At 72.4% G+C, this 25,509-nt stretch carries 26 protein-coding genes; 14 read left to right on the plus strand and 12 right to left on the minus strand.

Annotated features, from left to right (window positions below; genetic code table 11):
* Positions 1–20: 20 nt before the first annotated feature.
* Both AC24HA_RS00930 and AC24HA_RS00935 read right to left on the minus strand, forming a co-directional pair.
* Complete coding sequence (locus AC24HA_RS00930; protein WP_425707357.1) at positions 21–1,613, minus strand: FAD-dependent monooxygenase; 1,593 nt, start codon at positions 1,611–1,613, stop codon at positions 21–23.
* Positions 1,614–1,808: 195 nt separating this feature from the next.
* Entirely contained in the window at positions 1,809–2,588 is a 780-nt protein-coding gene (locus AC24HA_RS00935; RefSeq protein WP_425707356.1) for an IclR family transcriptional regulator, read from the minus strand.
* 143 nt (positions 2,589–2,731) lie between these two features.
* Between AC24HA_RS00935 and AC24HA_RS00940 the strand changes: the two genes are divergently transcribed.
* Positions 2,732–3,946, plus strand: a complete 1,215-nt coding sequence (locus AC24HA_RS00940) for an FAD-dependent monooxygenase (protein ID WP_425707355.1) — start codon at positions 2,732–2,734, stop codon at positions 3,944–3,946.
* 86 nt (positions 3,947–4,032) lie between these two features.
* Here AC24HA_RS00940 and AC24HA_RS00945 read toward each other — a convergent pair whose 3' ends face one another.
* The 5 genes from AC24HA_RS00945 to AC24HA_RS00965 all read right to left on the minus strand — a co-directional run bounded on the left by AC24HA_RS00945 (position 4,033) and on the right by AC24HA_RS00965 (position 8,576).
* Positions 4,033–4,839 carry an alpha/beta fold hydrolase gene (locus AC24HA_RS00945; protein WP_425707354.1) on the minus strand — a complete coding sequence of 269 codons (807 nt, stop codon included), beginning with the start codon at positions 4,837–4,839 and terminating at the stop codon, positions 4,033–4,035.
* Entirely contained in the window at positions 4,836–5,492 is a 657-nt protein-coding gene (gene pcaG / locus AC24HA_RS00950) for a protocatechuate 3,4-dioxygenase subunit alpha (RefSeq protein WP_425707353.1), read from the minus strand. The genes AC24HA_RS00945 and pcaG overlap by 4 nt, the downstream gene beginning before the upstream one ends.
* Positions 5,482–6,312 (minus strand): protocatechuate 3,4-dioxygenase subunit beta, encoded by an 831-nt coding sequence (pcaH, locus tag AC24HA_RS00955; RefSeq protein WP_425707352.1) that lies wholly within the window; start codon positions 6,310–6,312, stop codon positions 5,482–5,484. Before pcaH ends, pcaG begins: the two co-directional genes overlap by 11 nt.
* Before the next feature lie 53 nt (positions 6,313–6,365).
* On the minus strand, positions 6,366–7,580 hold the full coding sequence (locus AC24HA_RS00960) for a 4-hydroxybenzoate 3-monooxygenase (RefSeq protein WP_425707351.1): 1,215 nt from the start codon (positions 7,578–7,580) through the stop codon (positions 6,366–6,368).
* A 108-nt stretch (positions 7,581–7,688) separates the two neighbouring features.
* Positions 7,689–8,576, minus strand: a complete 888-nt coding sequence (locus AC24HA_RS00965) for an IclR family transcriptional regulator (RefSeq protein WP_425707350.1) — start codon at positions 8,574–8,576, stop codon at positions 7,689–7,691.
* A gap of 120 nt (positions 8,577–8,696) precedes the next feature.
* Here AC24HA_RS00965 and AC24HA_RS00970 point away from each other — a divergent pair, with 120 nt between their 5' ends.
* The 4 genes from AC24HA_RS00970 to AC24HA_RS00985 all read left to right on the plus strand — a co-directional run bounded on the left by AC24HA_RS00970 (position 8,697) and on the right by AC24HA_RS00985 (position 13,863).
* The gene (locus tag AC24HA_RS00970) at positions 8,697–9,890 is read left to right on the plus strand and encodes an FAD-dependent monooxygenase (protein WP_425707349.1); all 1,194 of its coding nucleotides are present in this window, start codon (positions 8,697–8,699) and stop codon (positions 9,888–9,890) included.
* A complete protein-coding gene (locus AC24HA_RS00975; RefSeq protein ID WP_425707348.1) occupies positions 9,887–10,840 on the plus strand; it encodes an ABC transporter substrate-binding protein in 954 nt (317 codons plus the stop codon). Before AC24HA_RS00970 ends, AC24HA_RS00975 begins: the two co-directional genes overlap by 4 nt.
* Positions 10,841–10,953: 113 nt before the next feature.
* The gene (locus AC24HA_RS00980) at positions 10,954–11,799 is read left to right on the plus strand and encodes an IclR family transcriptional regulator domain-containing protein (protein ID WP_425707347.1); all 846 of its coding nucleotides are present in this window, start codon (positions 10,954–10,956) and stop codon (positions 11,797–11,799) included.
* A 279-nt stretch (positions 11,800–12,078) separates the two neighbouring features.
* Positions 12,079–13,863 carry a BCCT family transporter gene (locus AC24HA_RS00985; RefSeq protein ID WP_487563597.1) on the plus strand — a complete coding sequence of 595 codons (1,785 nt, stop codon included), beginning with the start codon at positions 12,079–12,081 and terminating at the stop codon, positions 13,861–13,863.
* A gap of 170 nt (positions 13,864–14,033) precedes the next feature.
* Here AC24HA_RS00985 and AC24HA_RS00990 read toward each other — a convergent pair whose 3' ends face one another.
* Together AC24HA_RS00990 and AC24HA_RS00995 are read right to left on the minus strand one after the other, a co-directional pair.
* The gene (locus AC24HA_RS00990; protein WP_425707345.1) at positions 14,034–14,837 is read right to left on the minus strand and encodes a sulfite exporter TauE/SafE family protein; all 804 of its coding nucleotides are present in this window, start codon (positions 14,835–14,837) and stop codon (positions 14,034–14,036) included.
* A 39-nt stretch (positions 14,838–14,876) separates the two neighbouring features.
* Entirely contained in the window at positions 14,877–16,652 is a 1,776-nt protein-coding gene (locus AC24HA_RS00995; RefSeq protein WP_425707344.1) for a thiamine pyrophosphate-binding protein, read from the minus strand.
* Between the two features lie 172 nt (positions 16,653–16,824).
* On the opposite strand from AC24HA_RS00995, the gene AC24HA_RS01000 reads away from it, so the two are divergent.
* The 6 genes from AC24HA_RS01000 (at position 16,825) to AC24HA_RS01025 (ending at position 20,824) form a co-directional block, all read left to right on the plus strand.
* Positions 16,825–17,223, plus strand: coding sequence for a RidA family protein (locus AC24HA_RS01000; protein ID WP_425707343.1), 399 nt, complete (start codon positions 16,825–16,827; stop codon positions 17,221–17,223).
* Positions 17,224–17,326: 103 nt separating this feature from the next.
* Entirely contained in the window at positions 17,327–18,115 is a 789-nt protein-coding gene (locus tag AC24HA_RS01005; RefSeq protein ID WP_425707342.1) for a cyclase family protein, read from the plus strand.
* Positions 18,116–18,236: 121 nt separating this feature from the next.
* Entirely contained in the window at positions 18,237–18,641 is a 405-nt protein-coding gene (locus AC24HA_RS01010; RefSeq protein WP_425707341.1) for a thiol-disulfide oxidoreductase DCC family protein, read from the plus strand.
* A gap of 103 nt (positions 18,642–18,744) precedes the next feature.
* Entirely contained in the window at positions 18,745–19,647 is a 903-nt protein-coding gene (locus AC24HA_RS01015) for an HAD-IIA family hydrolase (RefSeq protein WP_425707340.1), read from the plus strand.
* A 61-nt stretch (positions 19,648–19,708) separates the two neighbouring features.
* Positions 19,709–20,245 (plus strand): DUF6328 family protein, encoded by a 537-nt coding sequence (locus AC24HA_RS01020; protein ID WP_425707339.1) that lies wholly within the window; start codon positions 19,709–19,711, stop codon positions 20,243–20,245.
* Positions 20,246–20,305: 60 nt separating this feature from the next.
* Positions 20,306–20,824 (plus strand): ferritin, encoded by a 519-nt coding sequence (locus tag AC24HA_RS01025; RefSeq protein ID WP_425707338.1) that lies wholly within the window; start codon positions 20,306–20,308, stop codon positions 20,822–20,824.
* A gap of 55 nt (positions 20,825–20,879) precedes the next feature.
* Here the strand turns inward: AC24HA_RS01025 and AC24HA_RS01030 are convergent, their stop codons facing one another.
* On the minus strand, positions 20,880–21,575 hold the full coding sequence (locus tag AC24HA_RS01030; protein WP_425707337.1) for an SRPBCC family protein: 696 nt from the start codon (positions 21,573–21,575) through the stop codon (positions 20,880–20,882).
* A gap of 59 nt (positions 21,576–21,634) precedes the next feature.
* On the opposite strand from AC24HA_RS01030, the gene AC24HA_RS01035 reads away from it, so the two are divergent.
* Positions 21,635–22,642, plus strand: a complete 1,008-nt coding sequence (locus tag AC24HA_RS01035; protein ID WP_425707336.1) for an aldo/keto reductase family protein — start codon at positions 21,635–21,637, stop codon at positions 22,640–22,642.
* A gap of 12 nt (positions 22,643–22,654) precedes the next feature.
* Here AC24HA_RS01035 and AC24HA_RS01040 read toward each other — a convergent pair whose 3' ends face one another.
* Entirely contained in the window at positions 22,655–22,906 is a 252-nt protein-coding gene (locus AC24HA_RS01040; protein ID WP_425707335.1) for a helix-turn-helix domain-containing protein, read from the minus strand.
* Complete coding sequence (locus AC24HA_RS01045) at positions 22,906–23,394, minus strand: DUF2975 domain-containing protein (protein WP_425707334.1); 489 nt, start codon at positions 23,392–23,394, stop codon at positions 22,906–22,908. The genes AC24HA_RS01040 and AC24HA_RS01045 overlap by 1 nt, the downstream gene beginning before the upstream one ends.
* Positions 23,395–23,520: 126 nt before the next feature.
* Between AC24HA_RS01045 and ectA the strand changes: the two genes are divergently transcribed.
* Both ectA and ectB read left to right on the plus strand, forming a co-directional pair.
* Complete coding sequence (ectA, locus tag AC24HA_RS01050) at positions 23,521–24,048, plus strand: diaminobutyrate acetyltransferase (RefSeq protein WP_425707333.1); 528 nt, start codon at positions 23,521–23,523, stop codon at positions 24,046–24,048.
* A gap of 152 nt (positions 24,049–24,200) precedes the next feature.
* Positions 24,201–25,457 carry a diaminobutyrate--2-oxoglutarate transaminase gene (ectB, locus tag AC24HA_RS01055; protein ID WP_425707332.1) on the plus strand — a complete coding sequence of 419 codons (1,257 nt, stop codon included), beginning with the start codon at positions 24,201–24,203 and terminating at the stop codon, positions 25,455–25,457.
* Positions 25,458–25,509: the final 52 nt, after the last annotated feature.

Raw genomic sequence — 25,509 nt, forward strand, 5'->3', positions numbered from 1 at the left:
GTTGGATGGTGGGCGCCTGGTCAGGCGACGGTCATGGCGACCGCGTCGGCGCGGCCGGCCAGGACGTGGGTGAGGGCGGCGTCCTCGTCGGGGACGTCCGCGACGAGGACGGGAACCGCGCCGTCGAACCGAAGGTCCTCTGCGACCAGCCGTACCGGCAGCGTCGCCTCCCCCCGGACGACGACGGCCGCCGGCCCGTTCGATCCGTCCGCGCGCACCGCTTGCCGCGCCTCGGCGACGACGGCGGGCACGGCCGCCTCCTCGGTGGGCGCGTCCACCGCCAGCACCCAGACCGCGTCGGCCGAGCCGTCCGCCGTCGGAGGTGTCGTCAGCACCGGGACCGTGTGATCACCGGACCGGAGGGCGCCGCCGTCTGCGGACATCTCCAGGGTGCGCCCCGGCAGGACCGTCGTCCCGATCCGCAGGGGGGTCTCGAGCGGGTCGGTCCCGTCGTGCCTGGCGCGCCAGTCGGCGAGCGTGTCCTCCACGAACGTGTCCGCGCGCCTGCGCATCCGCTGGGCCGACATCGCTCGAGCCATGAAGTGGAACGTCAGCTGAGCCGGCTCGAGCTGGTCGTGGTACATCCCGAACCGCTCCCACCAGGACAACGACGGACGGGCGGACGCCTGGATCTTCTCGACCGGCGGTCTCGCGACGTCCTCGTACGCGGCGAAGGCCGCGCTGACGTCGTCGGGGTGCTCGTCGAGCGCGTCCACGAGTGCGATGGCGTCCTCCATCGCCATCTTCGTCCCGGAGCCGACGGAGAAGTGCGCGGTGTGCACGGCGTCGCCGATCAGCGCGACGTTGCCGGACGACCACCTGCGGGCGCGCCGGGTGCGGAAGCTGGACCAGCGCGAGTTGTTGACGACGAGCGGGTGGCCGTCGATCTGCTTCGCGAAGAGCTGCTCGAGGAACTCCCGCGACTTCTCGTCGCTCGGCCCGGGCGGGCTGGTGGTGTCGAACTCGTCCAGGCCTGCCCGGCGCCAGGTCTCGCCGTCGGTCTCGACGAGGAAGGTCGAGAGGTTGTCCCCGACGGGGTAGGCGTGCACCGCGAACAGCCCGTGCTCGGTGGGTTCGTGGACGAACGTCAGTCCGTTGAACTCGTACGTGGTGCCGAACCAGATGAACTTCGCGGTGGCCTCCTCGTACGTCGGACCGATCTCGTCCTCGAGCTCCGTACGCAGCCGGGAGTTGGCGCCGTCGGCCGCGACGACGACGTCGTAGTCCGAGAGCTCGGAGAGCGAGCCGACCGGCGACTCGAAGCGGAGGTCGGCGCCGGCGGCACGCGCCCGCTCCTGCAGGGTGAGCAGCAGCTGGCGACGCGCGATCGCCGACATCCCGTTGCCCGGGACATGGTGCCGTTCACCCTTGGCCCGGACCTCGATCCGGTCCCACCGCCTCCCGTGGGCGTCAAGCGCGTCCTGGAGCACCGGGTCGACGGCGTTGATCCCACGGAGCGTCGCGTCGGAGAAGACGACCCCGAACCCGAAGGTGTCGTCCGCGCGGTTGCGCTCGTGCACGACGACGGTGTCCTCGGGGTGGCGGCGCCGATGGAGCAGCGCGAACAGGAGGCCACCCGGGCCTCCGCCCACGACGGCGATCTTCCGTGGCATCTGCCTGCTCCTTCATGACGAGTTCTCCTCCGCACAGTATGTGGCATTTCAACGTCGGTCGTCAATCGGATGACACATGTCAAGCAACAGCCTCGTCCGTTGCTCACTGAAGAAGCGCATGATCTGGCCGCGAACCCGTGATACTTCGCAGTGTCGTCGTCGACATCAGGTCCCGCACGTCGCGCCGTCCGTGCGTCACCCGTCCAGGCCGGCAACGACGCCAGCCCAGCCGAGCCGCCGCGAGATCGCGAGCGCCGTCGTCGCGACGGCCGGCACCGACGTGCGCAGGGCCGGGGTGCCGGCCCGGACGACCACCGACACGGCCGCCACCACCTCGCCGGTGCCGTCGACCACCCGCGCGGCGACCGACGAGGCGCGCTCGTTGACCTCCTCGCGCACCACCGCGAGCCCGGTGCGCCGGCACCGCGCCAGCTCGGCCCGCAACCTCTCGGGCTCAGTCACGGTCCGCGGAGTCAGGCGCTCGAGCGGGCCGGCGAGCACCTCCTCGACCAGGACGGTCGGGGCGTGCGCGAGCAGGACCTTCCCGGCCGCCGACGCGTGCAGCGGGAGGTCCCCACCGACGTCGGAGACCACGACCACCGCCTCCGGCGCCGAGATCCGGTCGACGATCACCGCCTCGCGCGTGCCGAGGACGGCGAGCTGGACGTGCTCCCGCAGAGCCGCGTGCAGGTCGTGCATGTAGGGCAGCGCCACGGCGCGCACGCTCGCCGACGAGGGCACGAGCAGTGCCAGGTCCCTGGTCCGGGCGCCGATCGCGTAGCGGCCATCCGGACCGCGCGCGAGGAGCCGAGCGCGGACGAGGTCGGTCGCGATGCGGCTCGTCGTCGCGTGGGCGAGCCCCGAACGGGCGACGAGCTCGCCGAGACCGAGCGTGAGGTGGTCCGCGTCGAACGCATCGAGGATCCGCACGGCCCGCTCGAGCACGCCGGCGCCGGGCTCGTTCGTTCGTGGCATCGGCTTCTCCTCCCGTCCACGCCGAACGTATCCGTTGATCGGACCTCGGGGTACCTCAGCTGCCCCGCCCTCGCGCACGATCCGGGTCGGCGGACACCACGACCGGCCCGCCCAGGCGCCGACGCCCGCACCCCGGAGGACCCATGACGACGCCCACGTCCCGCACCCAGCCACGGATCACCGTCGTCGGCGGGGGGATCGGTGGCCTCGCCACCGCCGCGTTCCTCGCGCGTCACGGCCTGACCGCCCACGTGCTCGAGCAGGCGGCGGAGCTCAGGGAGGTCGGTGCGGGCGTGGTCGCCGCACCGAACATCGTCCGGCTCCTGCGCCGCCTGGGTCGCTACGAGGACTTCTCCCGTTCGGCCGTCCCGCTGCGCGCGGCCTGGCAGTTCCAGCGCTGGGAGGACGGCCGCGTGCTCTCCACCGAGCGGCTCGACCCGGCGTGCGAGCAGCTGTACGGCGAGCGGACGTACACGGCGCACCGGGCCGACCTGCTGGCGACCGTGCGCGGCGCGGTCCCCGCCGAGCAGGTCTCGCTCGGCGTGCGGGCGGTCGGGGTGACTGAGGTCGGCGACCACTACCGCATCGACCTCGCCGACGGCTCGAGCCACGAGGCGGACGTGGTGGTCGCCGCCGACGGCGTGCACAGCGTGCTCCGTCAGCAGCTCGCTGCCCCGGAGGAGCCCGAGCCGTCCGGGATCGTCGCCTACCGCGCCCTGGTCCCCGCGGAGCACGCCCCGCCCGGCGCGAGGGAGCCGGTCCACACGCTCTGGCTCGGTCCGGACCATCACCTCGTCCACTACCCCGTGAGCGCGGGACGGCTGGTCAACGTCGTCGCGTTCGGCCCGGCCGGCGACGACCGGGACGACTCGTGGACGGCCGAGACGACCGTGGAGCAGTTCCGCGCCGAGTTCGCCGGCTGGGACCGCCGGGTCACCGACCTCGTCGCGGCCTCCGGGCGGGTCGGCCGCTGGGCGCTCCTCGACCGACCGCCGCTGCCACGCTGGACCTTCGGCGGCGTCACCCTGCTCGGCGACGCCGCGCACCCCCAGTTCCCGTTCTACGCCCAGGGGGCGGCGCAGGCGGTCGAGGACGCCGCCACGCTGGCCGTCACGCTGTCGACCACCCCCGACGACCCGCACGCCGCACTGCTCCGCTACGAGGAGCTGCGACGTGCGCGCACGGCCGAGATCCAGCGCATCAGCCACGGTCGCGTGCACGCCAACCACCTGCCCGACGGCGCGGCCCAGCGCGAGCGCGACGCCCGCCTCGCGGACGGGGACCCGTTGGTCGCCAACGGATGGATCTACGGCCACGACGCCGAGGCCGTCGCCCTCGCTGCCGAAGGGCGCACATGACCGCTGCCGAGGGCCACCGCCCGGTCGCCCGCCCGGTCGCCCGCCCGCAGGGAGGGACGCTCACCGGGCAGGTGCTCGGCGGCGACTCACGGGAGCAGATGCGCGGCGAGCGCGCGTGCCGTGCCCACCGGGTCCTCGGCGGGCGCCTGGTGCGCCACGCCCTCGAGGACGACGGCCGTACCGGCCTGCACGGCACCGACGATCTCCTCCCCGCGCGGGGGCGGGCACACGGCGTCGTCGGCGCCGTGGACGGTGAGCAGCGGGGTGGCGACCTCGCCGAGCCGGTCGCGGACGTCGAACTCCGCGAGCGCCTCGCAGAGCCGGGCGTAGGCGTGGCGGTCGGCGTCCTGGAGGGTGTGCAGCAGTGCGGCGGCCCGGTCGGGGTGACGCTCGATGAAGCCCGGGGCGAACCAGCGCTCGGCGGAGCCGGTCACCTGGGACGGCGTGCCCGACGCCGCGACGAACGCCGCCCGCTCGCGCCAGGCGTCCGGCTCGCCGATCCGGGCCGCCGAGCAGACCACGGCGATACCGTCGAACAGCCGCGGGTGGTCCAGGGCGAGCTGCAGGGCGACGGCGCCGCCGAGGGACACCCCGGCGTACGCGATCCGCGCGCCCTCCGTCGCGACGCCGGACTCCCGCAGGTCCCCGACGAGGGCGGCGAGGGCGTCGGCCAGGTCCGCGACCGACGTCGGCTCGTCCCGTGCCGGGGAGCTGCCGTGCCCGGGCATGTCCCAGCCGACGACGACGAACCTGTCGGCGAGCTCGGCGGCGCACCCGGCCCACAGGGCCTGCACGCCGGTGCCGAGGCCCGCGCCGACGACGAGCACGTCCGCACCGGGCGGCGCCTCGGTGCCCGGGGTCAGCCGGGTCGCCGTGACGGTGGGGGCGCTCACGTGACCGCCGGGTACTCGATGCCGGGGAACTGGAGGAACACCGTCTCGTCGGCCGCGTGCTCGCCCAGGCCCTGGAGCCGGACGTCGAAGTGCAGCGATCCGTCCGGCAGGCGGTCGGCGACGAGCGTGTGCCGGCGCGACTCCTCCACCGACGACAGCAGCGGGTCCGCGGCCAGCGCCTCCGTGTCCTCGGGCAGGTAGATCCGGGTGTGCAGCTTGTTCGGCAGGCCGCGGGCGAACACCACCATGTGGATGAAGGCGGCCGCACCCGGCTCGACGGGTCCCGGCTCCACGGTGGAGAACGTGAAGGTGCCGACGTTGTCCACGGCCGCGCGCCCCCAGCCGGTGAAGGTCCAGCCGTCACGCACGAGCGACCCCGTCTCCTGGACGATGCGGCCCTCCTCGTCGGCCTGCCAGATCTCGATCAGTGCGTCGGGGACCGGGGTGCCGTTCCCGTCGTAGACGGTGCCCGTCAGGCGCACCGCACGCGGGCTGCCCGGCGCGACGAGGTGCTGGCCGTCGGGGAAGGGCAGGTAGACCGGCCCGTAGGCGTCGACGTAGCCGAAGAACGGTCCGATCGTCTGCCCCGGCGTGGGCGCAAGTCGCTCGCGCCCCTCCTGGGCCGCGCGCAGCTGCTCGGCGTCAATGCGCATCGGGGTCCTCCTCCATCCAGGTCCGGTTGCTGCCGGTGAGCACGATGTCGAACGTGTACCCGGTGTTCCACTCGTGGCTGGACACGTCGTGGTCGTACGTGGCGACCAGGCGGTCGCGGGCGGCCTGGTCGGTGATCGACTGGAAGATCGGGTCCAGCGCGAACAGCGGGTCGCCCGGGAAGTACATCTGGGTGATCATCCGCTGCGTGAAGTCGGTCCCGAACAGGGAGAAGTGGATGTGCGCCGGCCGCCAGGCGTTGTGGTGGTTCTTCCACGGGTAGGGGGCGGGCTTGATGGTGGTGAACGAGTACGTACCGGAGTCGTCGGTGATCGTGCGGCCGATGCCGTTGAAGTTCGGGTCCAGGGGCGCCGGGTGCTGGTCCCGCTTGTGCACGTAGCGCCCCGAGGCGTTCGCCTGCCAGATCTCGACGAGCTGGCCGCGCACGGGGCGGCCGTCGCCGTCGAGGATCCGGCCGCGCACGACGATGCGCTCGCCGAGCGGCTCCCCCGAGCCCTGGATCGTCAGGTCGGACTCCACGGCATGCACGTCGCGGTGGCCGAAGGCCGGCGACCACAGCTCGATGGTCTCCGGGTCGGCGTGCTGCATCGCCTTCGTCGGGTGGCGCAGCAGGGAGCTGCGGTACGGCGGGAAGTCGACGCGCGGCTGCGTCTCGCCCGAGGCACCGGCGTGGATCGAGCTGATCTCCGCGCTGATGGTCGCCTGGGAGTCCTGCGTCGCGGCGGGGTCGAGGACGTGGGCGCTGTCGAACGTCTCGTCGTCGTCAGCGGCGTCGGCCCGCCTGGGAGCCTGGGTGCTCACGGGACCCTCCTTTCGTGTGTCGTGTGCCGGTCGTGTCGTGTCTCGTGTGCCGGTCATGCGTGCGGCCAGCCGGTGTAGGACTCGGCGAGGTACTGCTGGCCGTAGCGCGAGGACGTCACGGTGTCCAGCTCGCCCAGCGCACGCTTCGTCTCGAACGGGTCCGCGTCGGGGTGGGTGTGCAGCATCGACGTCATCCAGTACGAGAAGTTCTGCGCCTTCCACACCCGCCGCAGCGCGGTGTCGCTGTAGGCGTTGAGCAGGTCGCGCGAGCCGGTGCCGAAGTAGGAGTCGAGCGCCTCGAAGAGGACCTTGACGTCGGCGAAGGCCAGGTTGAGTCCCTTGGCGCCGGTCGGCGGGACGGTGTGCGCGGCGTCGCCGGCGAGGAAGACGTTGCCGTGGCTCATGGGCTCGCGGACGAAGGAGCGGAAGCCGAGCACCGTGCGGTCGAAGATGGGGCCGGTCCGCAGCTCGAACCCGTCCGGGCCGGCGACGCGCCGCTGGAGCTCGGACCAGATCCGGTCGTCGGACCAGTCCTCGACCCGCTCGTCGGGGTCGCACTGGAAGTACATGCGCTGCACGGTCTCCGAGCGCTGCGAGATGAGCGCGAAGCCGTGCGGGGAGTTGGCGTAGATGAGCTCGGGCGACGACTTCGGCGCCTCGGTGAGGATCCCGAACCAGGCGAACGGGTACTCGACCCGGTGGTCGCGATGCTCCGCGTCGTCGCCGAGGGCACGCCGGCAGAAGGACCGCGAGCCGTCCGCCCCGACGACGACGTCGCACCTGAGCTCGTGGATCGCGTCCGGGTCGGCACCGGGGGAGGTGTCCCGGTACCGGACCGTCGGGGTGTCCGACGTCGCGCCGTCCAGGCCGACGACCTCGCGGAGGTAGCGGACGTCCCCGCCGTCGCGGGCGCGGGCCGCGGCGAGGTCGACGAACACCTCGTTCTGCGCGTAGAGGGTGACGGTGGCCCCCACCAGGTCCGGGAAGTTCAGCGGGTGCGACTCGCCGTTGAAGCGCAGGGCGATCCCGGCGTGCTCGTCCCCGTGGGTGAGGACTCGCCCGTCGACGCCGGAGCCGGTGAGCATCTCCACGGCCTGCTGCTCGAGGATGCCGGCGCGATGGGTGTGGGAGATGGTCTCGTGGTCGCGGGACTCGAGCACCACGTTGTCGATGCCCTGCTGCGCCAGCAGGTGCGAGAGCAGAAGCCCGGCCGGCCCGCCGCCGACGATGCCGACCTTCGTGCGGGTCACGGGTGCGGGGTCTGCCACTCCAGCTCCTTCGTCGCGAGGGCGCGTCCGCCGTGACGCCGCCCGGTGCCGGTCAGTCTGGAGGAGATGACGGGTCGCCAGAACGTCCATTCTCACTGGGTGAGAACGTCACGGCGCAGGTACGTGGGGAGGCGAAGCGCCCTGCGACGCCACCTGCCGCTCCCCCACCGCACGGCTGATGCCCCGCGCCGCCGCCATGAGCATCGGGGCCAGCCCCGGGCGCAGCTCGGAGGACCTCGGCACGACGACGCCGAGGGCGGCCAGGACCCGGCCCCGGGCCGTGAGCACCGGGACCGCCACCCCGGTGGCCTCGGAGTCGACCTGGCCGTCCACCGCCGCCCAACCCTGGCTGCGTACCGCCGCCAGCTGCCGCCGCAGCTCGATCTCGGTGGGGTTGACGACGCCCCGGGCGGTGCCGCGGACCGGCGTCCGTCCGGCGGCGAGGTCCGCGGGCACCTGCGGGGCACCGAGCTCCTCGGCGTGCCGGGCGAGAAAATCCTCGGTGACGCCGGACGGGGAGTACGCGAGCAGCACCAGACCCAGCGAGGTCGTCGACGTCGGCAGCCGGCCGGCGACCGTGGCCTGGTTGGGCACCGCGCCGCGGGCGGAGAGCCGCTCGAGCACCAGGACGCCGGCCTCGTCGAGCACCGCGATCTGCGTGTGCTGGCGCAGCACCGCCTGGACGTCGTCCATGAACGGCATCGCCGCGTTGCGCAGCGAGGTGCTCGGGGCGGACCGTGACGCCAGCTCCCACAGCTTCATGCCGGGGCCGACGGCGCCGCCGGTCCCCCGTTCGAGCAGGCCGGCCGCCGTCAGCCGTTCGACCCAGCGGTAGGCGGTCGGGAGCGGGATCGCGGCTCGCCTCGCGAGCGCGGCCACGGTCAGCGTGGTCCGGCCGGCGTCGAAGGCGTCGAGGATGCGGATCAGTCGGTCCAGCGTGGTGTCCCCGGCGGGACGCCCCCCACCCGCAGCTCCTCCCGCCCCGCGCGCACCCATCGCTCGAGAGTAGGTCGCGCCGGGCTCGCAGCGATTGACCGAGCCTGCCGACCTCGATAGCGTAGTTCGACAAGCGAATCTTATTCGTATATCGAACTCGACGAAGAGAGGTGATGCGCCGTGACGGACCTCAGCGTGGCGGTCGTCGGCGCGGGGATCGGCGGCCTGGCTGCCGCCAACGCTCTACGCGCGAAAGGGATCGCGGTCGACGTGCTCGAGCAGGCGCCGGCGATCGGGGAGATCGGGGCGGGCGTCCAGCTGGCACCGAACGGGCTGCGCCAGCTCGACCGGATCGGTGTCGGGCCTGCCGTACGAGAGGTCGTCGTGCCCTTCGGGCCCGGATCGACGTACCGGCGCGAGGACGGTTCACCCGTCACGTCCGTCGTCGTCGGCTCGAGCGACGGCGCCTACCCGGTGGCGGGCGTCCACCGCGCCGACCTCCTCGACGCGCTGCTCGCCCCGCTCCCCTCGGACAGTCTCCACACGGGGCACACGGTCGCCGACGTCGTCACGCTCGAGCACGGCGCGGAGATCCGACTCACGGACGGCCGTGTGCGCCGTGCCGACGTCGTCGTCGGCGCCGACGGCATCCATTCCCGGGTGCGCGAGGCGGTCACCGCCCCCTCTGCACCGCAGTTCTCCGGGCAGGTGGCGTACCGCGGCCTGGTCCCACGGAGCCGCGTACCGGACTGGCCGGCCGACGCGTTCGAGGTCTGGATGGGCGGCGGGCGGCACCTCCTCGTCTTCCCTGTCCGCGGCGGCGACCTCATCAACGTCGTGGGCTTCGTCCCCGCCGACGACGAGATGCGCGAGTCGTGGTCCGCCCCGGGCGACCCACGCCAGCTGATCGCCGAGTTCTCCGGCTGGGACGAGCGCACCACGCGCCTCCTGTCGCAGATCGACTCGACGAACCGGTGGGGCATGTACGACCGCGAGCCGCTCTCACGCTGGACCACGGGGCACGTGACCCTCCTCGGCGACGCCGCGCACCCGATGCTGCCGCACGTCGGGCAGGGAGCGAACCAGGCGATCGAGGACGCTGCGGTCCTCGCCGAGCTGCTCGCTGGAGCGGACGCGGAGTCCGCGCCGGCCGCGCTCCAGCGCTACTCGGACATCCGCCTCGGCCGCACGTCGTCCGTCCAGGCCGGGTCGCGGCGTTCCGGCCGCCGGTACGACTCGCAGTTCTCCGACCTCGACCGGCGCGACGCCGAGCTCGAGGAGTCCAAGGAGTTCCGTCGCTGGCTCTACGACATCGACGTCGTGGCAGATCTCGTGGCCACGAGCCACCCATCCACCCAGGGGAGCACCACATGACCACCACCCACCTGCGCGCCGCCGTCGCCGGCACCGCCGCCGTCCTCGTCCTCACCGCCTGCGGCTCCGGGGAGGAGGAGGCGAGCACCGACGAGGAGAGCGCTCCATCGATCGTCGTCGGCACGATGCCGCTCGCCGACCTGGCCCCCTTCCATCACGCGCTGGACACGGGGCTCTTCGAGGAGGCGGGCCTCGACGTCGAGTTCGTCTCGTCGTCGGCGGGAGCGGCTCAGATCGCAGCGATGATGTCCGGCGACGTCCACATCACCTACTCGAACTTCGTCTCGGTGCTCCAGGGCGCCCAGGAGGGTCTGCCGCTGCGGATCGTTCGGGAGAACAACCGGTCCGGCCCGCAGGGCATCTACGTACCGGCGGACTCCCCCATCGAGGATCCGGCAGACCTGTCCGGGGCCTCGGTGGCCATCAACAGCCTGGGCAACATCCAGGAGCTCACGTCGCGTGCCGTGCTGGAGTCGCACGGCGTGGACCTTGCGACCGTGGAGTTCGTCGAGATGCCGCCGCCCGACATGGGCGCCGCCCTCGAGCAGGGGCACGTCGACGCCGCCTGGCTCGTCGAACCGTTCCTCACGCGCGGCGTTCAGGCCGGTCATCGCGAGGTCGCCTCCGCGTTCGAGGGGCCGACCGAGAATCTGCCGGTCGCCGGCTGGCTGACGACCGAGGAGTACCTCGCCGAGAACGCCGATGTCGTCGACTCCTTCATCGCCGTCATGGACCAGGCGATGGCCGAGGCGGAGGACGACCCCGGCGTCATCGCCGAGGCCATACCCGGGTACACGGAGATCGACCCCCAGCTGGCCTCCGAGCTGTCTCCCCCGGCCCTGACACCAACGTCGGACCTCACCGACTTCGACGTGCTGCGCGACCTCATGCTCGAGTACGGACTCCTGGACGAGGAGCTCGATGTCGACGCGCTGATGTACACGCCCTGACACCGACCATCGCCGGTTCCGCACTATCCCGCTGCCGGCTTCGCGCAACCCCGCCGTCGGTGGTGGTCCGAGCCCCGGTTGCCCCTTCACGACCAGCGACGGGACCATGAGGCATGCCCCAGACGAGTCCGGACGACGGCGGCGCCGCGCCGTCCGCCCCGGTCCTCCCGACGCCGCACGCTCCCGCCGCCGGAAGCCGGGCCGCGGCGCCGCGGCGGGAGACGATGGGCGGGCTCGCGAAGGGGCTGGCGATCCTGGAGCTCTTCGGCCCGGACCTGCCGCGAGTGACGGTGGCCGAGGCCGCTCGCGGGGCTCAGCTGAGCCCCGCGAGCGCCAGGCGCTGCCTCATCACCCTCGAGGAGTCCGGATACGTCTCCTTCGACGGAAAGTTCTATCGGCCGACCCCGCGGATCGTCCGGCTCGGGTCCTCCTACATCGAGACCTCGCCCCTGGCGTCGCTGGCCACACCGTGCGTCGATCGCGCGCGCGACGAGCTGGAGGAGTCGGTGTCCGTCGCCCTGCGGGACGACACCTACGTCGTGTTCGTCGCGCGAGCAGAGGTCCGCCGGATCGTCTCGGCCGGAGTGCGCCTCGGCGCCCGCCTCCCCGTCCTCGCCTCGGCCTCGGGACGGGTCCTGCTCGCGGCGGAGCCGGACTCCGTCACCGACGACCTGCTCTCCCGGTGGTCTCCGCACCCCACCACGCCGCGCACGCTCCGCACGCCCGAACAGGTCCGGGAACGAGTCTCGGAGGCACGACGTGACGGTTACGCGATCACGGACGAAGAGCTCGAGGCCGGCATGCGAACGATGTCGGTGCCGGTCGTCGACTCCACCGGTGCCACCCGCGCAGCCATGAGCGTGGCCGTGTTCGCCTCGCGCGCGACCGTCGAGGAGCTTCGCACCCGGCACCTGCCCGTGCTGCAGGAGGAGGCCGCGCGGCTGGGCCGGGCGCTCTGAACCCTGACCCGCCGAGCGATCCGACCACCCGCGGGGCGCCCCCTCGCTGGGGTCGTACTTGCACAAGCGGGATTAAGTGGACAACCTGGTGAATCCTCATCGCCGGTAACGAACGGAGCAGACGTGACCACGAACGAGCATGGGCCGACCACCTCGGAGGGCGGGTCGGCTCCGCCACCGTCCACCGGGCCCGAAGATGCGACGTCGACCGGCGAGTCGCGCTCCCGACCCATGACGCAGGTCAAGGTCCCCGGTCTCCCCGCCGATCTCCCGGAGACGATGCGTCTCCCCCGCAACTTCCAGATCGAGGACTCCGACTCCGACGCGCAGATCGCCGACAAGCTGCGTGCTCACGGCGTGCGTCTCGGCAAGGGCCTCATCGCCCCACGGGTGTTCTGGCCCGCGCTGAGCATCATCCTGGCCGTGTGCGTCGTCGCGATCGCCTTCCCCGACTTCACGGACGACATGTTCCTGGGCGCTCAGGGATGGATCAACTCCAACCTCGACTGGTACTACATGTTCGTCGTCGGCGCGTTCGTGGTCGTCGCCATCGGTATCGGACTCTCGAAGTACGGTCGCATCACGCTCGGCCGCGACGGCGAGGAACCGGAGTTCGGTGTCCTGTCCTGGTTCGCGATGCTCTTCGCCGCCGGCATGGGCATCGGGCTCGTCTTCTACGGCGTCGGTGAGCCGTTGACGTTCGCCACGACGGAGCCGAAGCCGTCCTGGGGCGGCAACGAGGCGGAGATGTCCGCCCTGGCGATGGCCCAGACGTTCCTGCACTGGGGGCTGCACCCGTGGTCGGTATACGCGGTCATCGGACTCGCCCTGGCCTACGCGATCCACCGTCGCGGGCGGCCGGTCTCGATCCGCTGGGCGCTCGAACCGATCCTCGGTGAGCGCGTCAAGGGCTGGGTCGGCGATGTCATCGACGTCCTCGCGGTCGTGGGCACCATCGCAGGCGTCGCCACCTCGCTCGGGCTCGGCGTCGGCCAGATCTCCGCCGGCATGGCGGAGATCGGTATCGTCGACGAGGTCGACAACGTCCTGCTGGTCGGCCTCATCATCGGCATCACGCTGCTGGCCACGATCTCGGTGGTCAGTGGGCTCGGCGCAGGCATCAAGATCCTGTCCAACGTCAACCTCTCGCTCGCCGGCATCCTCCTCATCAGCCTGCTGCTGCTCGGTCCGACCGTCTTCCTCCTGCAGAACTTCGTCGAGTCGCTGGGGGCCTACCTCGCGGGTGTCGTCGGCATGACGTTCGACGTCGGCGCCTACTACCGCGGGGAGGGCGCGTCCACGTGGTTCGGCGACTGGACGCTGTTCTACTGGGGCTGGTGGATCGCGTGGTCGCCGTTCGTCGGTGTGTTCATCGCCCGCATCTCCCGCGGCCGCACCGTCCGTCAGTTCATCGCCGGTGTGCTGCTCGTCCCGACAGTCGTCGGCTTCCTCTGGTTCTCGGTCCTCGGCGGCACGGGGCTGTTCCGACAGTTCTTCGGGGAGGGCGATCTCGTGGAGGACGGCGACGTCAACGTCGAGGCGGCACTCTTCCAGGTCCTGGGCGACCTGCCGCTCGGGGAGATCTTCTCGATCGCCGGCATCATCCTCATCGCCATCTTCTTCATCACGTCGTCCGACTCCGGCTCTCTCGTCGTCGACATGCTCTCGTCCGGCGGGCACCCGAACCCGCCGGTGTGGTCGAGGGTGCTGTGGGCCGTCCTCGAGGGCGTCATCGCAGCGGCGCTGCTGGTCGCCGGCGGACTGAACGCGGTACAGGCCGGGTCCCTGATCACGGCCCTGCCGTTCAGCGTCGTCCTGCTGCTCATGGCGTGGGCGAACATCCGCGCCCTGCGGATCGACTCCATGATCCTCGAGCGGGAGGAGCTCCTCCAGCGGATGAAGGTCGCCGGCGAGATGACGGCCTCGTCCCTCGAGCGGTACCCGGAGGTCGAGCAGTACGTCGACACCCGGATCGACTACCGGCTCTCCCGCAGCCGCGGGCTGTTCAGCCGCTCGGAGAACCGCGCGGAGCGCGCCCGACGGAACAAGGACGACGACTCGTAGCGCCCTGCGACCCGGGACGTCCCGCCCGAGGTGGTCGGCCTCCTCGGGCGGGACGTGCCGGTGCCGCGCACGAGCGGGCAGGCCGGGCGCCCCCTGCGGGCCGCACCCGGCCGCCGGGAGCCGTGCCTGTGCCGGGTGCGGCCCCCTCCTCCGGTCCCGGACGATGTGACTCAGGTGAGCTCGCGCACGAGCGCGAACAGGGCGACGACGACGATGACCCCGCGCAGCACCACGGACGGCAGCCGCTTGGCGATGTCCGCGCCGAGATACCCGCCGACGACCGCGCCGAGCCCGATCGCCGCCGACGCCACCCACACGACGTCGGCGTGCCCGAGGAAGAACGCGACCGTGTAGAACACCGCCGCGACGAGGTTGACGATCGCGCTCAGCAGGTTCTTCGGCCCGTTGACCTCGCCGAGCGGACGCCCGGTGAACGACCCGAGGACCCCCATGTAGAGGATGCCCTGGGCGGCCGTGAAGTAGCCCCCGTAGATCGACGCGCCGAACATCGAGGCCTGCAGACCCCGTGAGCCGTACGGCCCGCGGTCGGCCCCCGGCCGGGTCTCGCCCACGGCGGCGCGCCGCTCGCGCCGTCGGGCCAGCGCGCGCACGATCATCGGCTGCAGCACCACGAGCAGGATCGCCAGCACGATGAGGAACGGGACGACGACCTGCAGCGCTCCGGGCGGGGAGACGAGCAGGGCCGAGGCCCCGACGGCCGCGCCCAGGCCCGACATCACCATGAGCGACCGTAGGGCCGTGCCCTCGGCGGCGAGGTCCTCCCGGTAGCGCAGGGTCCCGCCGACCGCCGAGAACAGGATCCCGATCGTGTTCGTCACGAGGGCCGACGCCGGCGAGAAACCGAGCGAGAGCAGGGCGGGCAGGGTGATGAGGGAGCCCGAGCCCACGGCGCCGTTGACGGCTCCGGCCGCCACCGCCACCACGGCGAGCAGCGCCAGCTCGGTCAGCTCCATCGATCCTCCGGGTCGTCGTCGACCGACACCGTAGCCGCGTCAGTGCCCACGGAAGGCCTCCTGCAGCCACCAGGCCCCGCCGTCGGACACGATCTTCGCGTCGATCACGATCGGCCGGTCGCGCTCACCGGCCACCCACTCGCGCACCGCCTCGAGGTCCGCCTCGCCCCGCACGACGACGCCCTCGGCCCCGAAGCCGCGGGCGATCGCCGCGACGTCGACGTCGGGGAAGGTCACCGTCGACAGGTCGGCCCCGGTCGACCGGCCGTCCGCGCCGACGCCGAAGTGGTGGACCTCGGCGCCGTAGGCGGCGTCGTCGTAGACCACGACGACGAGCGGGATCCGCAGCCGCACGGCGGTCTCCAGCTCGGCGACCGCCATGAGGAGCCCTCCGTCCCCGGTGCCGAGGACCGGGAGTCGATCGGGCCGGGCGAGCGCGGCGCCGATCGCGGTGCCGAGGCCGAGGCCGATCGACTGGAAGGCCTGGGTGAAGCAGAAGCCGTTCTCGTCGGGCACGGCGAGGTACTGGCTCGGGTAGCCCATGAAGTTCCCGGAGTCGATCGACACGATCCGTTCGGCGGGGAGCAGGTCGTCGAGGGCGCGGGTCAGGGTCCGCGGATCGATCCGGACGCCGCTCGAGGCGTCCTCGAACGGCACGTCCCTCCACCGCGAGCCGAACGCGATCCGGGCGCGCACCTCGTCCGTGCGGTACCCGGTGCGGGCGACCCCGCGGCGCTCGAGCTCGTCGGTCACGGCCGTCGCGGTCTCGGCGCTGTCGCCCAGCACCCCGAGATCGATCGGCCGGTTGGCGCCCAGCGCCTCGTCCTCGAGGTCGACCTGGACCACCGTGGTCCCCTCCGAGATCAGCCGCCCGTGGCGCATCGTCCACATGTTGAGGGTGCAGCCCACGCCGACGACGAGGTCGGCGCCCGCGATCAGCTCCGCCGTCGTCGGGGAGGAGAAGCCGCCGGAGATCCCCAGGTCGAACGGGTCGCCCTCGAACAGGCCCTTCGCGACGGCCGAGGTGGCCAGGAGCGCACCCACCCGTTCGGCGAGCCGCCGCAGCTCGCGGCCGGCCGCACGGGCGCCGCGGCCGGCGACGAGCACGGGCCGCTCCGCACCGGCGAGGAGGTCGGCCAGCCGCTCGACGGCGTCGCTGCCCGGGCGGACGGCCTGCGGCGGGGCGAGATCGAGCGCCGCGGGGTCCGCCCGCGGGGCGGGCATGGCCTGGACGTCGAGGGGCAGGTTGAGCACCACGGTGCGGCGCTGGTTCTTCGCGGTGCGGAAGGCACGGACGACGTCGGTCAGCGCGCTCGCGGCGGAGTGGACGCGCTCGGCCACGGCACCGCCGCAGCGGGCGAGACCGGGCTGGTCCATGGCGAAGTTCGAGCGCACGGCCGCGGGCGCGGTCTCGGCGGCCAGGACGATCATCGGCGTGCGGGACTTCGCCGCCTCGACGATGCCGGTCACCGCGTTGGTCAGCCCGCAGCCCTGGTGGACCGAGACGAGCGAGACCGTGCCGGACATGCGCGCGTACGCGTCGGCCATGACCGCGGCGCCGCCCTCGTGGCGGGTGGCGGTGAACGGCACCCCGTGGGCGCGCAGGGCGTTCGTCACCCGGAAGTTTCCCGAGCCGACGACGCCGAAGCAGTGCCCGGCGCCCAGCCGCGCGAGCGCCCAGCCGACGAGGTCGGCCACCGTGGCGACTGCCGGAAGCGTGCCGTCGGGCCCCGCGTCGGGCAGCGGGGGGTCGTGGCGCGCAGCTGCGGCCACGTCCGTCGCGGTCGGTGCGTCCGGTGTACCGGGGGCGTCCATCGCGTGCCGCCTCTCGTCGTCGAGGTGGCTCGGTGTCCTGGGCTGCGGCCGGAGGACCCGGCCGCTGAGACGAGGGAGCCACGGGCCCCGTCCACCTCTATGGTGACGTGTGCCGCACAGTGCCGTGCCCGCGTCTGCGGGGCGGACTCACCTCACCCCCCGGAGGCGTCCCATGTCCGAGCAGCGCGAGCTCGTCAGTCCGACCGAGCTCCATCCCACCCCCGGCTTCAGCCACGTGACCGTCGCGCCCGCCGGCCGCACCGTCCATGTGGCCGGTCAGGGCGCCCTGGCGCCCGACTTCTCGATCCTCGGCGGCGACGACCTGCGCGAGCAGACGGTGGCCGCGATGCGCAACCTCGAGATCGCCCTCGCCTCCGTCGGTGGCGGCTTCGAGCACGTCGTCCGACGCACCGTCTACACGACCCGGCCCACGGAGTTCGCCACGATCACCGAGGCCGTCGAGGAGGTCCAGGGCTCCACCGAGCATCCGGCCCAGTCGATCGTGGGGGTGACGGGGCTGGCCGTCCCGGGCATGCTCATCGAGATCGAGGCCACCGCCGTCGTGCCGTGACGTCCGTCGTCGCGGCCACGGCCCCCGACGGCGCCGTCGCCCGGGGACCCGCAGCTCTCCCAGACCCACCACCCGCCCGACCGACCGTCAAGGAGCTCGACACATGACCGCACCGTCCCGTCCCTCCGTCCTGACCGCGCTCACCGAGGCGCTGACCTCCGGCGCGGTGGAGATCGTCGACCTCACCGCGCCGCTGGCCGACACGACGCCGATCCTCGAGCTGCCCGAGCAGTTCGGGCAGACGGCGCGCTTCGAGCTCGAGGAGATCAGCCGGTACGACGACCGCGGGCCCGCCTGGTACTGGAACAACTTCCGCACGGGCGAGCACACGGGCACGCACTTCGACGCCCCGAACCACTGGGCGAGCGGCAGGGACGGGCAGGACATCGCCTCCGTGCCCGTCGGCGCGCTCGTGGCCCCGGCGGTCGTCCTCGACGTCACCGCCGAGGTCGCGGACGAGCCCGGTTACATCGTCGAGCGCGAGCGGGTCGAGGCGTTCGCCGAGGAGATCGGCGGCCTGCCCCGCGGTGGCTGGCTGCTCGTGCGCTCCGGCTGGTCCTCGCGCACCACCCAGGAGGAGATGATCAACCGCACGGCGGACGGCCCCACCTCGCCGGGGCTGTCCGTCGAGGCGGCCCGGTGGGTGGCCGAGGACACCGAGCTCCAGGGGCTCGGCGTCGAGACGGTCGGCACGGACGCGGGGGCGGCCGGAGGCTTCGACCCGCTGTTCCCGTGCCACCACTTCTTCCTGGGCAACGGGAAGTACGGGCTCTCCCAGCTCCGCAACCTCGACCGGCTCCCGGAGACCGGCGCCGTCGTCCTCACCTCGCCGCTGAAGATCGTGGGCGGTTCCGGGTCCCCGACGCGGGCGCTCGCCCTCGTCGAGCACTGACCGCCACCGGGGAGCCGCAGCCGCTCGTGGAGCCGGGGGACCCTGGGCCGACCCCTGGGCCGCCCGCGCCCAGGGGTCGGCGGCCCGGTGACCCGGACACCCCCGGGACTACGGTGGAGCCATGACCGCCGGGCACCTGCTCTACGACCCCGACTGCGGGGCCTGCACGCGGGCGGCCGGCTGGCTCGGCCGGCGCGAGATGGGTTGCTCGATCGAACCCATCACCCCGGGACGGCTCGCCGAGCTCGGCGTGGACGCCGACCGGGCGACCCGCGAGATCCCGTTCGTGCTGCCGGGCGGCGAGGTGCGCTACGGCGCTCGCGGGATCGCCGCCGCACTGAGGACCGGTCCCGCCTGGCTGCGCGTCGCGGGCGCCCTGCTCGACGCACGTCCGCTTCGCCCGCTCGCCGCCCGCGCGTACGGCGTCGTCGCCCGGAACCGCTTCGCGCTGCCGGGCGGCTCGGCCGCGTGCGCGCTGCCCGCCGCGACGCACGGGTCACCCGCTCGACGCACGTACGAAACGTGATCGACCCGGCGAATTTACCGACCCCCGTCCCGGTGACCCGGTTCACGGCCCCATGGTGCCCTGGGTCCTTACCCCGGACGGCAGGACCCGGGACACTGGAGCCATGAACACGCCCCACCTGCCCTCGTTCGACGAGCTCAAGCCCGTCGACAGCTGGCTCACCGACATGGACGGCGTTCTCGTTCACGAGGAGAGCGCCCTGCCCGGCGCTGTCGACTTCATCGACGCACTGAAGAGTGCCGACCTGCCCTTCGCGGTCCTCACCAACAACTCGATCTACACGCCGCGCGACCTGCGCGCCCGGCTTCTCGCCTCCGGCATCGACATCCCGGAGGAGTCCATCTGGACCTCCGCCCTGGCCACCGCCGAGTTCCTGCGCACCCAGCGCCCCGGCGGCAGCGCCTACGTCATCGGCGAGGCCGGCCTGACCACCGCCCTGCACGAGGCCGGGTACACGATCACCGAGCGCGACCCGGACTACGTGGTCCTCGGCGAGACCCGCACCTACTCCTTCTCCGCCATCACGCGCGGCATCCGCCTCATCGAGAACGGTGCCCGCTTCATCGCGACGAACCCGGACGTCTCGGGCCCCTCGCCGTCGGGCACCCTGCCGGCCACCGGCTCCGTCGCTGCCCTCGTCACCGCCGCCACCGGCCAGGTGCCGTACTTCATCGGGAAGCCGAACGCCCTGATGATGCGCAGCGCGCTCAACCGGCTCGACGCCCACTCCGAGACCTCGGTGATGGTCGGCGACCGCATGGACACCGACGTGAAGTCGGGCCTCGAGGCGGGCATGCGCACGATCCTCGTCCTCACCGGTTCGACGAAGCCGAACATGGTCGACCGCTTCCCCTACCAGGCGACCCGGGTGCTCGACTCGATCGCCGACGTGGTCCCCCTGGTCAAGGAGCACGCCCGCCTGGCGGCCGAGTCCGCCCCGCGCCCGGCCTCGCTCACCGACCGCCTGCGCAGGAACCGCACCGCCGACGAGCAGACCGCCGACTGAGGCGAGCGCCTCCGATCGCACGGCGCACCGGCCGCCCCCGCCGGAGACCCCAGGAGGGCACGTGAGCGAGGTCCCGACCGGAGGCGCGCTCGACGGCGAAGCAGGCGACGCGAGCAACCCGGGCCGGCACGAGACGGCGCCGGAGCGCTTCGACCGCAACTGGGCCGAGCTCCTGCAGGAGATCCGCGTGTCCCAGATGGGCACCCAGATCATGACGGGCTTCCTCCTGGCAGCGGCGTTCCAGGACCGCATCGCCGACCTCACGGACTTCCAGCGCACCGTCTACCTGTCCCTGGTGCTCCTCGGCGTGACCACTACCGCGCTGGGGCTGGCGCCTGTCGCCCTCCATCGCACTCTCTTCCGTCGTCGGATGAAGGAGCAGACCGTGGCGCTGGGGCACACGATCCTGCGCGTGGTGCTCGCAGGTGTGGTGCTCATGCTCGCCGGGACCGCCGTGCTCATCTTCGATCTCGTGCTGGGCACGATCCCGGCGGTCGCGGCGGGGGCGACCGTGCTCGTGGCCGCGGCGGTGTTCGTCGTCATGACGCACCGGCTCGCGGGGCCGAACCCCCGCCGCTCCGCGCGCACCGGAACCTGAGCCTCGTCCGGCACGGTCGCCCTCTTGAGCCGACGGCCCCATGGTCATAGGTTCGACACCATGAAGATCTCCGAGTCGCTGATGCCCGCGTTCGACGACCAGATCACGCTCGAGTTCGCCTCGTCCCAGGCCTACCGCCAGCTCGCGATCGAGATGGACGTCCAGGACCTGCCGGGCATGGCGCTCTGGCTGAGGCACCAGGCGGACGAGGAGATCGTCCACGCCAACAAGTTCATCGACCACGTGATCGACCGGGGCAACAGCCCCTCGATCGGGGCCGTCGACGCGCCGGCGGTGAAGACGGGCCTCTCCCCCGCCGAGGCGTTCGCCGCCGCGCTCGAGCACGAGCAGATCGTCTCCGAGTCGATCCGCAACCTGTACCGCGCCGCCGACGCCGAGGGCGACATCGACGCCCGCCCGCTGCTGAACTGGTTCGTCGACGAGCAGATCGAGGAGGAGTCGACCGTGGGCGAGATCCTCGCCCGGATCGAGCTCGTCGGCGACGACGGGCCCGGACTGTTGCGCCTCGACGACGAGCTGAGCCGTCGCCAGGGCGGCGGCACGGAGAACGTGGACTGACGGCACGCTCGCTGCTCGTCGGGCCGGCCTGGACCGGTCGGTCCGGGCGCATGCCTCAGAGCTGCTCGGTGAAGTGCTCCGCCATCGCCGGGTGGTACTCGGAGAAGTCGACGGCCGTGGGGTCCCCGCCGCTCTCCGCGGCGAGCAGCCGGTCCATGTAGAACTCCCAGCCCGGTCCGACGTCGCCGACGATCGCCGGGTCCACGTCCAGGTGGGTGAGCGTGGCGAAGCACGCCTCGACGTCGGGCTGCAGGTCGACGGCGAGGTCCCAGGCCCCCTCGCCCACCGACCGCACGACGAGCCGCTCGGGCGCCCGGCACTCGACGACGTCGATCGGCATCGTCGGGTGGCCCTCCTCGGCGAGCATCGTGACGTCGACGCGGCCGGAACGGGGGTCGCCGTCGAAGGGCCCGAACCAGCGGGCCAGGCCGGCGCTGGTCGCCAGGTTGTACCAGGCCACGGACTGCGGGACCGGGAGCCGGCGAGTGATGACGACGTGGACCCGGCCCGGCGTCGTACCCGGGGTGACCGTGCCCGTGGCACGCGGCGCCGGCAGGCCCGAGGGCCGCACGGCGGCGCGCGCCTCGTCCAGGCGCTGCTGGACCCGGAGCAGCCGGGGGTCGTCGGGCGCGAGCGGGGCGCCGTGCGCGTGCCCCTCGTGACCGTGACCGTCGGCGTGGGCGTGCTCGTCGTCGTGCGCGTGCTGACCGTGGCCGCTCGCGGGGCCCTCGCCCTCGGCGTCGTGGGACATGACCTCACGCTAGCGACGAACGCGCGTCCTGCGCTTGCGCAGCCGCATACGCTCGACCCATGGAGCACCGCTACCTCGGCCGATCCGGCCTGAAGATCTCCGAGATCACCTACGGCAACTGGCTCACCCACGGCTCGCAGGTCGAGAACGACGTGGCCACCGCCTGCGTCCGCGCCGCGCTGGACGCAGGCATCACGAGCTTCGACACCTCCGACAGCTACGCGAACACCGCGGCGGAGTCGGTCCTGGGCGACGCCCTGGCCGGGGAGCGGCGCGAGTCGCTGGAGATCTTCACCAAGGTCTACAACGCCACCGGCCCCAAGGGGCCCAACGACTCCGGGCTGTCCCGCAAGCACATCATGGAGTCGATCGACGCCTCGCTGCGGCGCCTGCGCACCGACCACGTCGACCTCTACCAGGCGCACCGCTTCGACGTGGAGACGCCGCTCGAGGAGACGATGCAGGCGTTCGCCGACGTCGTGCGGCAGGGCAAGGCTCTCTACATCGGTGTCAGCGAGTGGACGGCCGAGCAGATCCGCGACGGCGTCTCGCTGGCCCACCAGCTCGGCTTCCAGCTCATCTCCTCGCAGCCCGAGTACTCGATGCTCTGGCGGGTCATCGAGGGCGAGGTCGTTCCCACGTCTGCGGAGCTCGGCGTCTCGCAGATCGTGTGGAGCCCGATGGCCCAGGGCGTCCTGTCGGGCAAGTACCTGCCCGACGCCGACGCGCCGGCGGGCTCCCGCGCGGCGCACGAGTCGACGAGGAACGCCATCTCGCGGTGGATGACCCCCGAGCTGCTCGGCCGCGTCCAGGAGCTGCGCCCGGTCGCCGACGCGGTCGGACTGACGATGTCGCAGCTGGCGCTGGCCTGGGTCCTGCAGAACGAGAACGTGGCGGCCGCGATCGTCGGCGCCTCCCGGCCCGAGCAGGTCACGGAGAACGTCCGCGCGTCCGGCGTGCGGCTCGAGCCGGAGCACATGGCTCGCATCGACGAGGCGCTCGGCGACGTCGTCGAGCGGGACCCCGCACGGACCGCCGAGAGGATGCCGGCCCAGCGGCCCAGCTGAGCCGGGTGTTCGTCAGGCGGGCTCGTCGGGCCCAGCCGAGCCGCTGGGCTCGCCGGGCTCGTCGGGCACGTGCTCGAGGATGTCTCCCGGCTGGCACTCGAGCACCCGGCAGATGGCCTCGAGGGTGCTGAACCGGATCGCCCGCGCCCGCCCGTTCTTCAGCACCGCGACGTTCGCGGGCGTGAGCCCGACGAGGTCCGCGAACTCACCCACGCCGAGCTTGCGGCGCGCGAGCTCGACGTCGAGGCGCACGACGATCGCCATCAGATCACCTCGGCGAGCTCTGCCCGGTAGTCCGAGGCCTGCCTGAGCAGGCCGCGCATGACGACCATGAGCAGGACCGGGAGCGCGGAGAGCACGACCACGCCGGTCATCAGCATCGGGAACCCCGGGTCGCGCTCGGGACCGAGATAGACGAGCACGCAGAGGTAGAGCGCGAGCGAGGCGACGAGCACCCATGCCACCGCGAGCGCGACGACGACGGCATCGACCCAGCGGCGGGACTCGTGGCCGAAGATCTGGTCCCGGCGGACGAGCGTGAGCAGTCGCCAGATGCACACGACGACGACCTGGATGCACACCAGGACGACGACGGCGACCACCTGTGCGGGGATCCGCACGTGCGCGTCCTCCGGGCCCGCGTCGTGCGCGAACCAGCCCGGCAGGGAGAACACCTGGAGGACGGTGAGCCAGACGGTGGCGGCGACGAGGCCGACCCGGAGGAGGGTGACGATCCACGGGGTGCGCAGCATGCACCGAGTATCGATCGCGATCTATCGATAAGCAATATTTCTGGGGCGCGGATCCGATCGAACGTGGGGCACCTCTCACCACAGCACGGCATAACGTCATCAGGATCGATATCGTGGAGGTCCCTTATGAGGCCATCGACATCGACGATCGACATCCCACCCTCGACGGGGCCCGTCGAGATTCTCCGCCCGGCCCGCGCGCACGGCGCAGGCATGTGGCGCGTGGCGCGCGACTCCGGCGCCCTCGAGCTCAACACCTCCTACGCGTACCTGCTCTGGGCGCGCGACTTCGCTGCGACCACCCGCGTGGCCGTCACCGGTGGTGACGTGGCCGGATTCGTGTCCGGCTACCTCCGTCCGGACGCGCCGGAGCGGCTCTTCGTCTGGCAGGTCGCCGTGGACGAGCGTCTGCGCGGGCAGGGCGTCGCCGCGAGGCTCCTCGACGACCTGCTCGCCGGGAACCCCGGGGTCACGACCCTCGAGACCACCATCACCGAGGACAACGCCGCCTCCCGGCGCCTGTTCGCCTCCTTCGCGGAGCGGCACGGCGCGGGCCTGGCCACCGAGCCGGGCTTCGAGGCCGGCGACTTCCCCGACGGGCACGACGCCGAGGTGCTCCACGTGATCACCCCGCTGCACCCCGCCGAGAGCTGATCCCTCCCCACTCCCCCGCCGAGGGCCGCCGCGCACGCGTCGACGACCACCGGCACCCCGCGTCCGAGCGCGTCCGACGCGCGAGCACGACCGCACCGCCTGCACGCCCACCAGATGTACTCGACACCGACACAGGAGCGATGATGACGACCATGACGCCCCCCACCACCGAGCTCGAGTCCGAGGTCCGCAGCTACTCCCGCAGCTGGCCGACGACGTTCACGACGGCGACCGGCAGCACGATGACCGACGACACGGGCCGCGAGTACCTCGACTTCTTCGCCGGCGCCGGCGCCCTCAACTACGGGCACAACAACCCCGCGCTCAAGCAGGTGCTCATCGACCACCTCACCGCGGACAAGGTCGTCCACGGTCTGGACATGTTCACCGACGTGCGCAACGACTTCCTGCAGACGTTCCACGACAAGATCCTCGAGCCGCGCGGCCTGGACCACCGGCTCGTCTTCCCCGGCCCGGGCGGGGCCAACGCGGTCGAGGCGGCGCTCAAGCTCGCCCGCAAGGTCACCGGACGGGAGTCGGTCGTCAACTTCACCAACGGCTTCCACGGCATGACGCTCGGCGCCCTGTCGGTCACCGGCAACTCGATGAAGCGCGGCGGCGCGGGTATCCCCCTCGTCCACGCCACCCCGATGCCGTACGACGACTACTTCGACGACGAGTACCCCGACTTCCTCTACTTCGAGCGCCTGCTCCAGGACCTCGGCAGCGGGCTCAACGAGCCGGCCGCCGTCATCGTCGAGAGCGTCCAGGGCGAGGGCGGCATGAACGCCGCGCGCGCCGAGTGGCTCCGCAAGCTCGCCGACCTGTGCAAGGAGCACGGCATCCTGCTCATCCTCGACGACATCCAGATGGGCTGCGGTCGCACCGGCGGCTTCTTCAGCTTCGAGGAGGCCGGGATCGTCCCGGACATCATCACCCTGTCGAAGTCGATCAGCGGCTACGGCCTGCCGATGGCGCTCACGCTCATCCGTCCCGAGCTCGACATCTGGGAGCCCGGCGAGCACAACGGCACCTTCCGCGGCATCGGCCCGGCCTTCGCCACCGCCACCAAGGCCATCGAGGAGTACTGGAGCGACGACACCCTCGAGAAGGCCACGACGGCCAAGGGCATGTACATGGAGAGCCGCCTCAACCAGATCGCCGCCAAGCACGAGGCCCACGGCCTCACGCCGAAGGGCCGCGGCCTGGCGCGCGGCCTGCAGTTCGCCGACGCCGACAAGGCCGGCGAGGCGTGCACCCTGGCGTTCGAGCGCGGCCTGCTCGTCGAGACCTCGGGCCCGCTCAGCGAGGTCATGAAGTTCCTGCCCGCCCTGACGATCACCGAGGACGAGCTCGCCCGCGGCCTCGACATCATCGAGTCGGCCGTGGACTCCGTCCTCTCCGCCTGATCGCGGCGCCCGGCGCGCCACCGTCCATCTGACATCTGCTCACGGGAGGTCC

The sequence above is a fragment of the Georgenia sp. Z1491 genome, assembly GCF_057652395.1.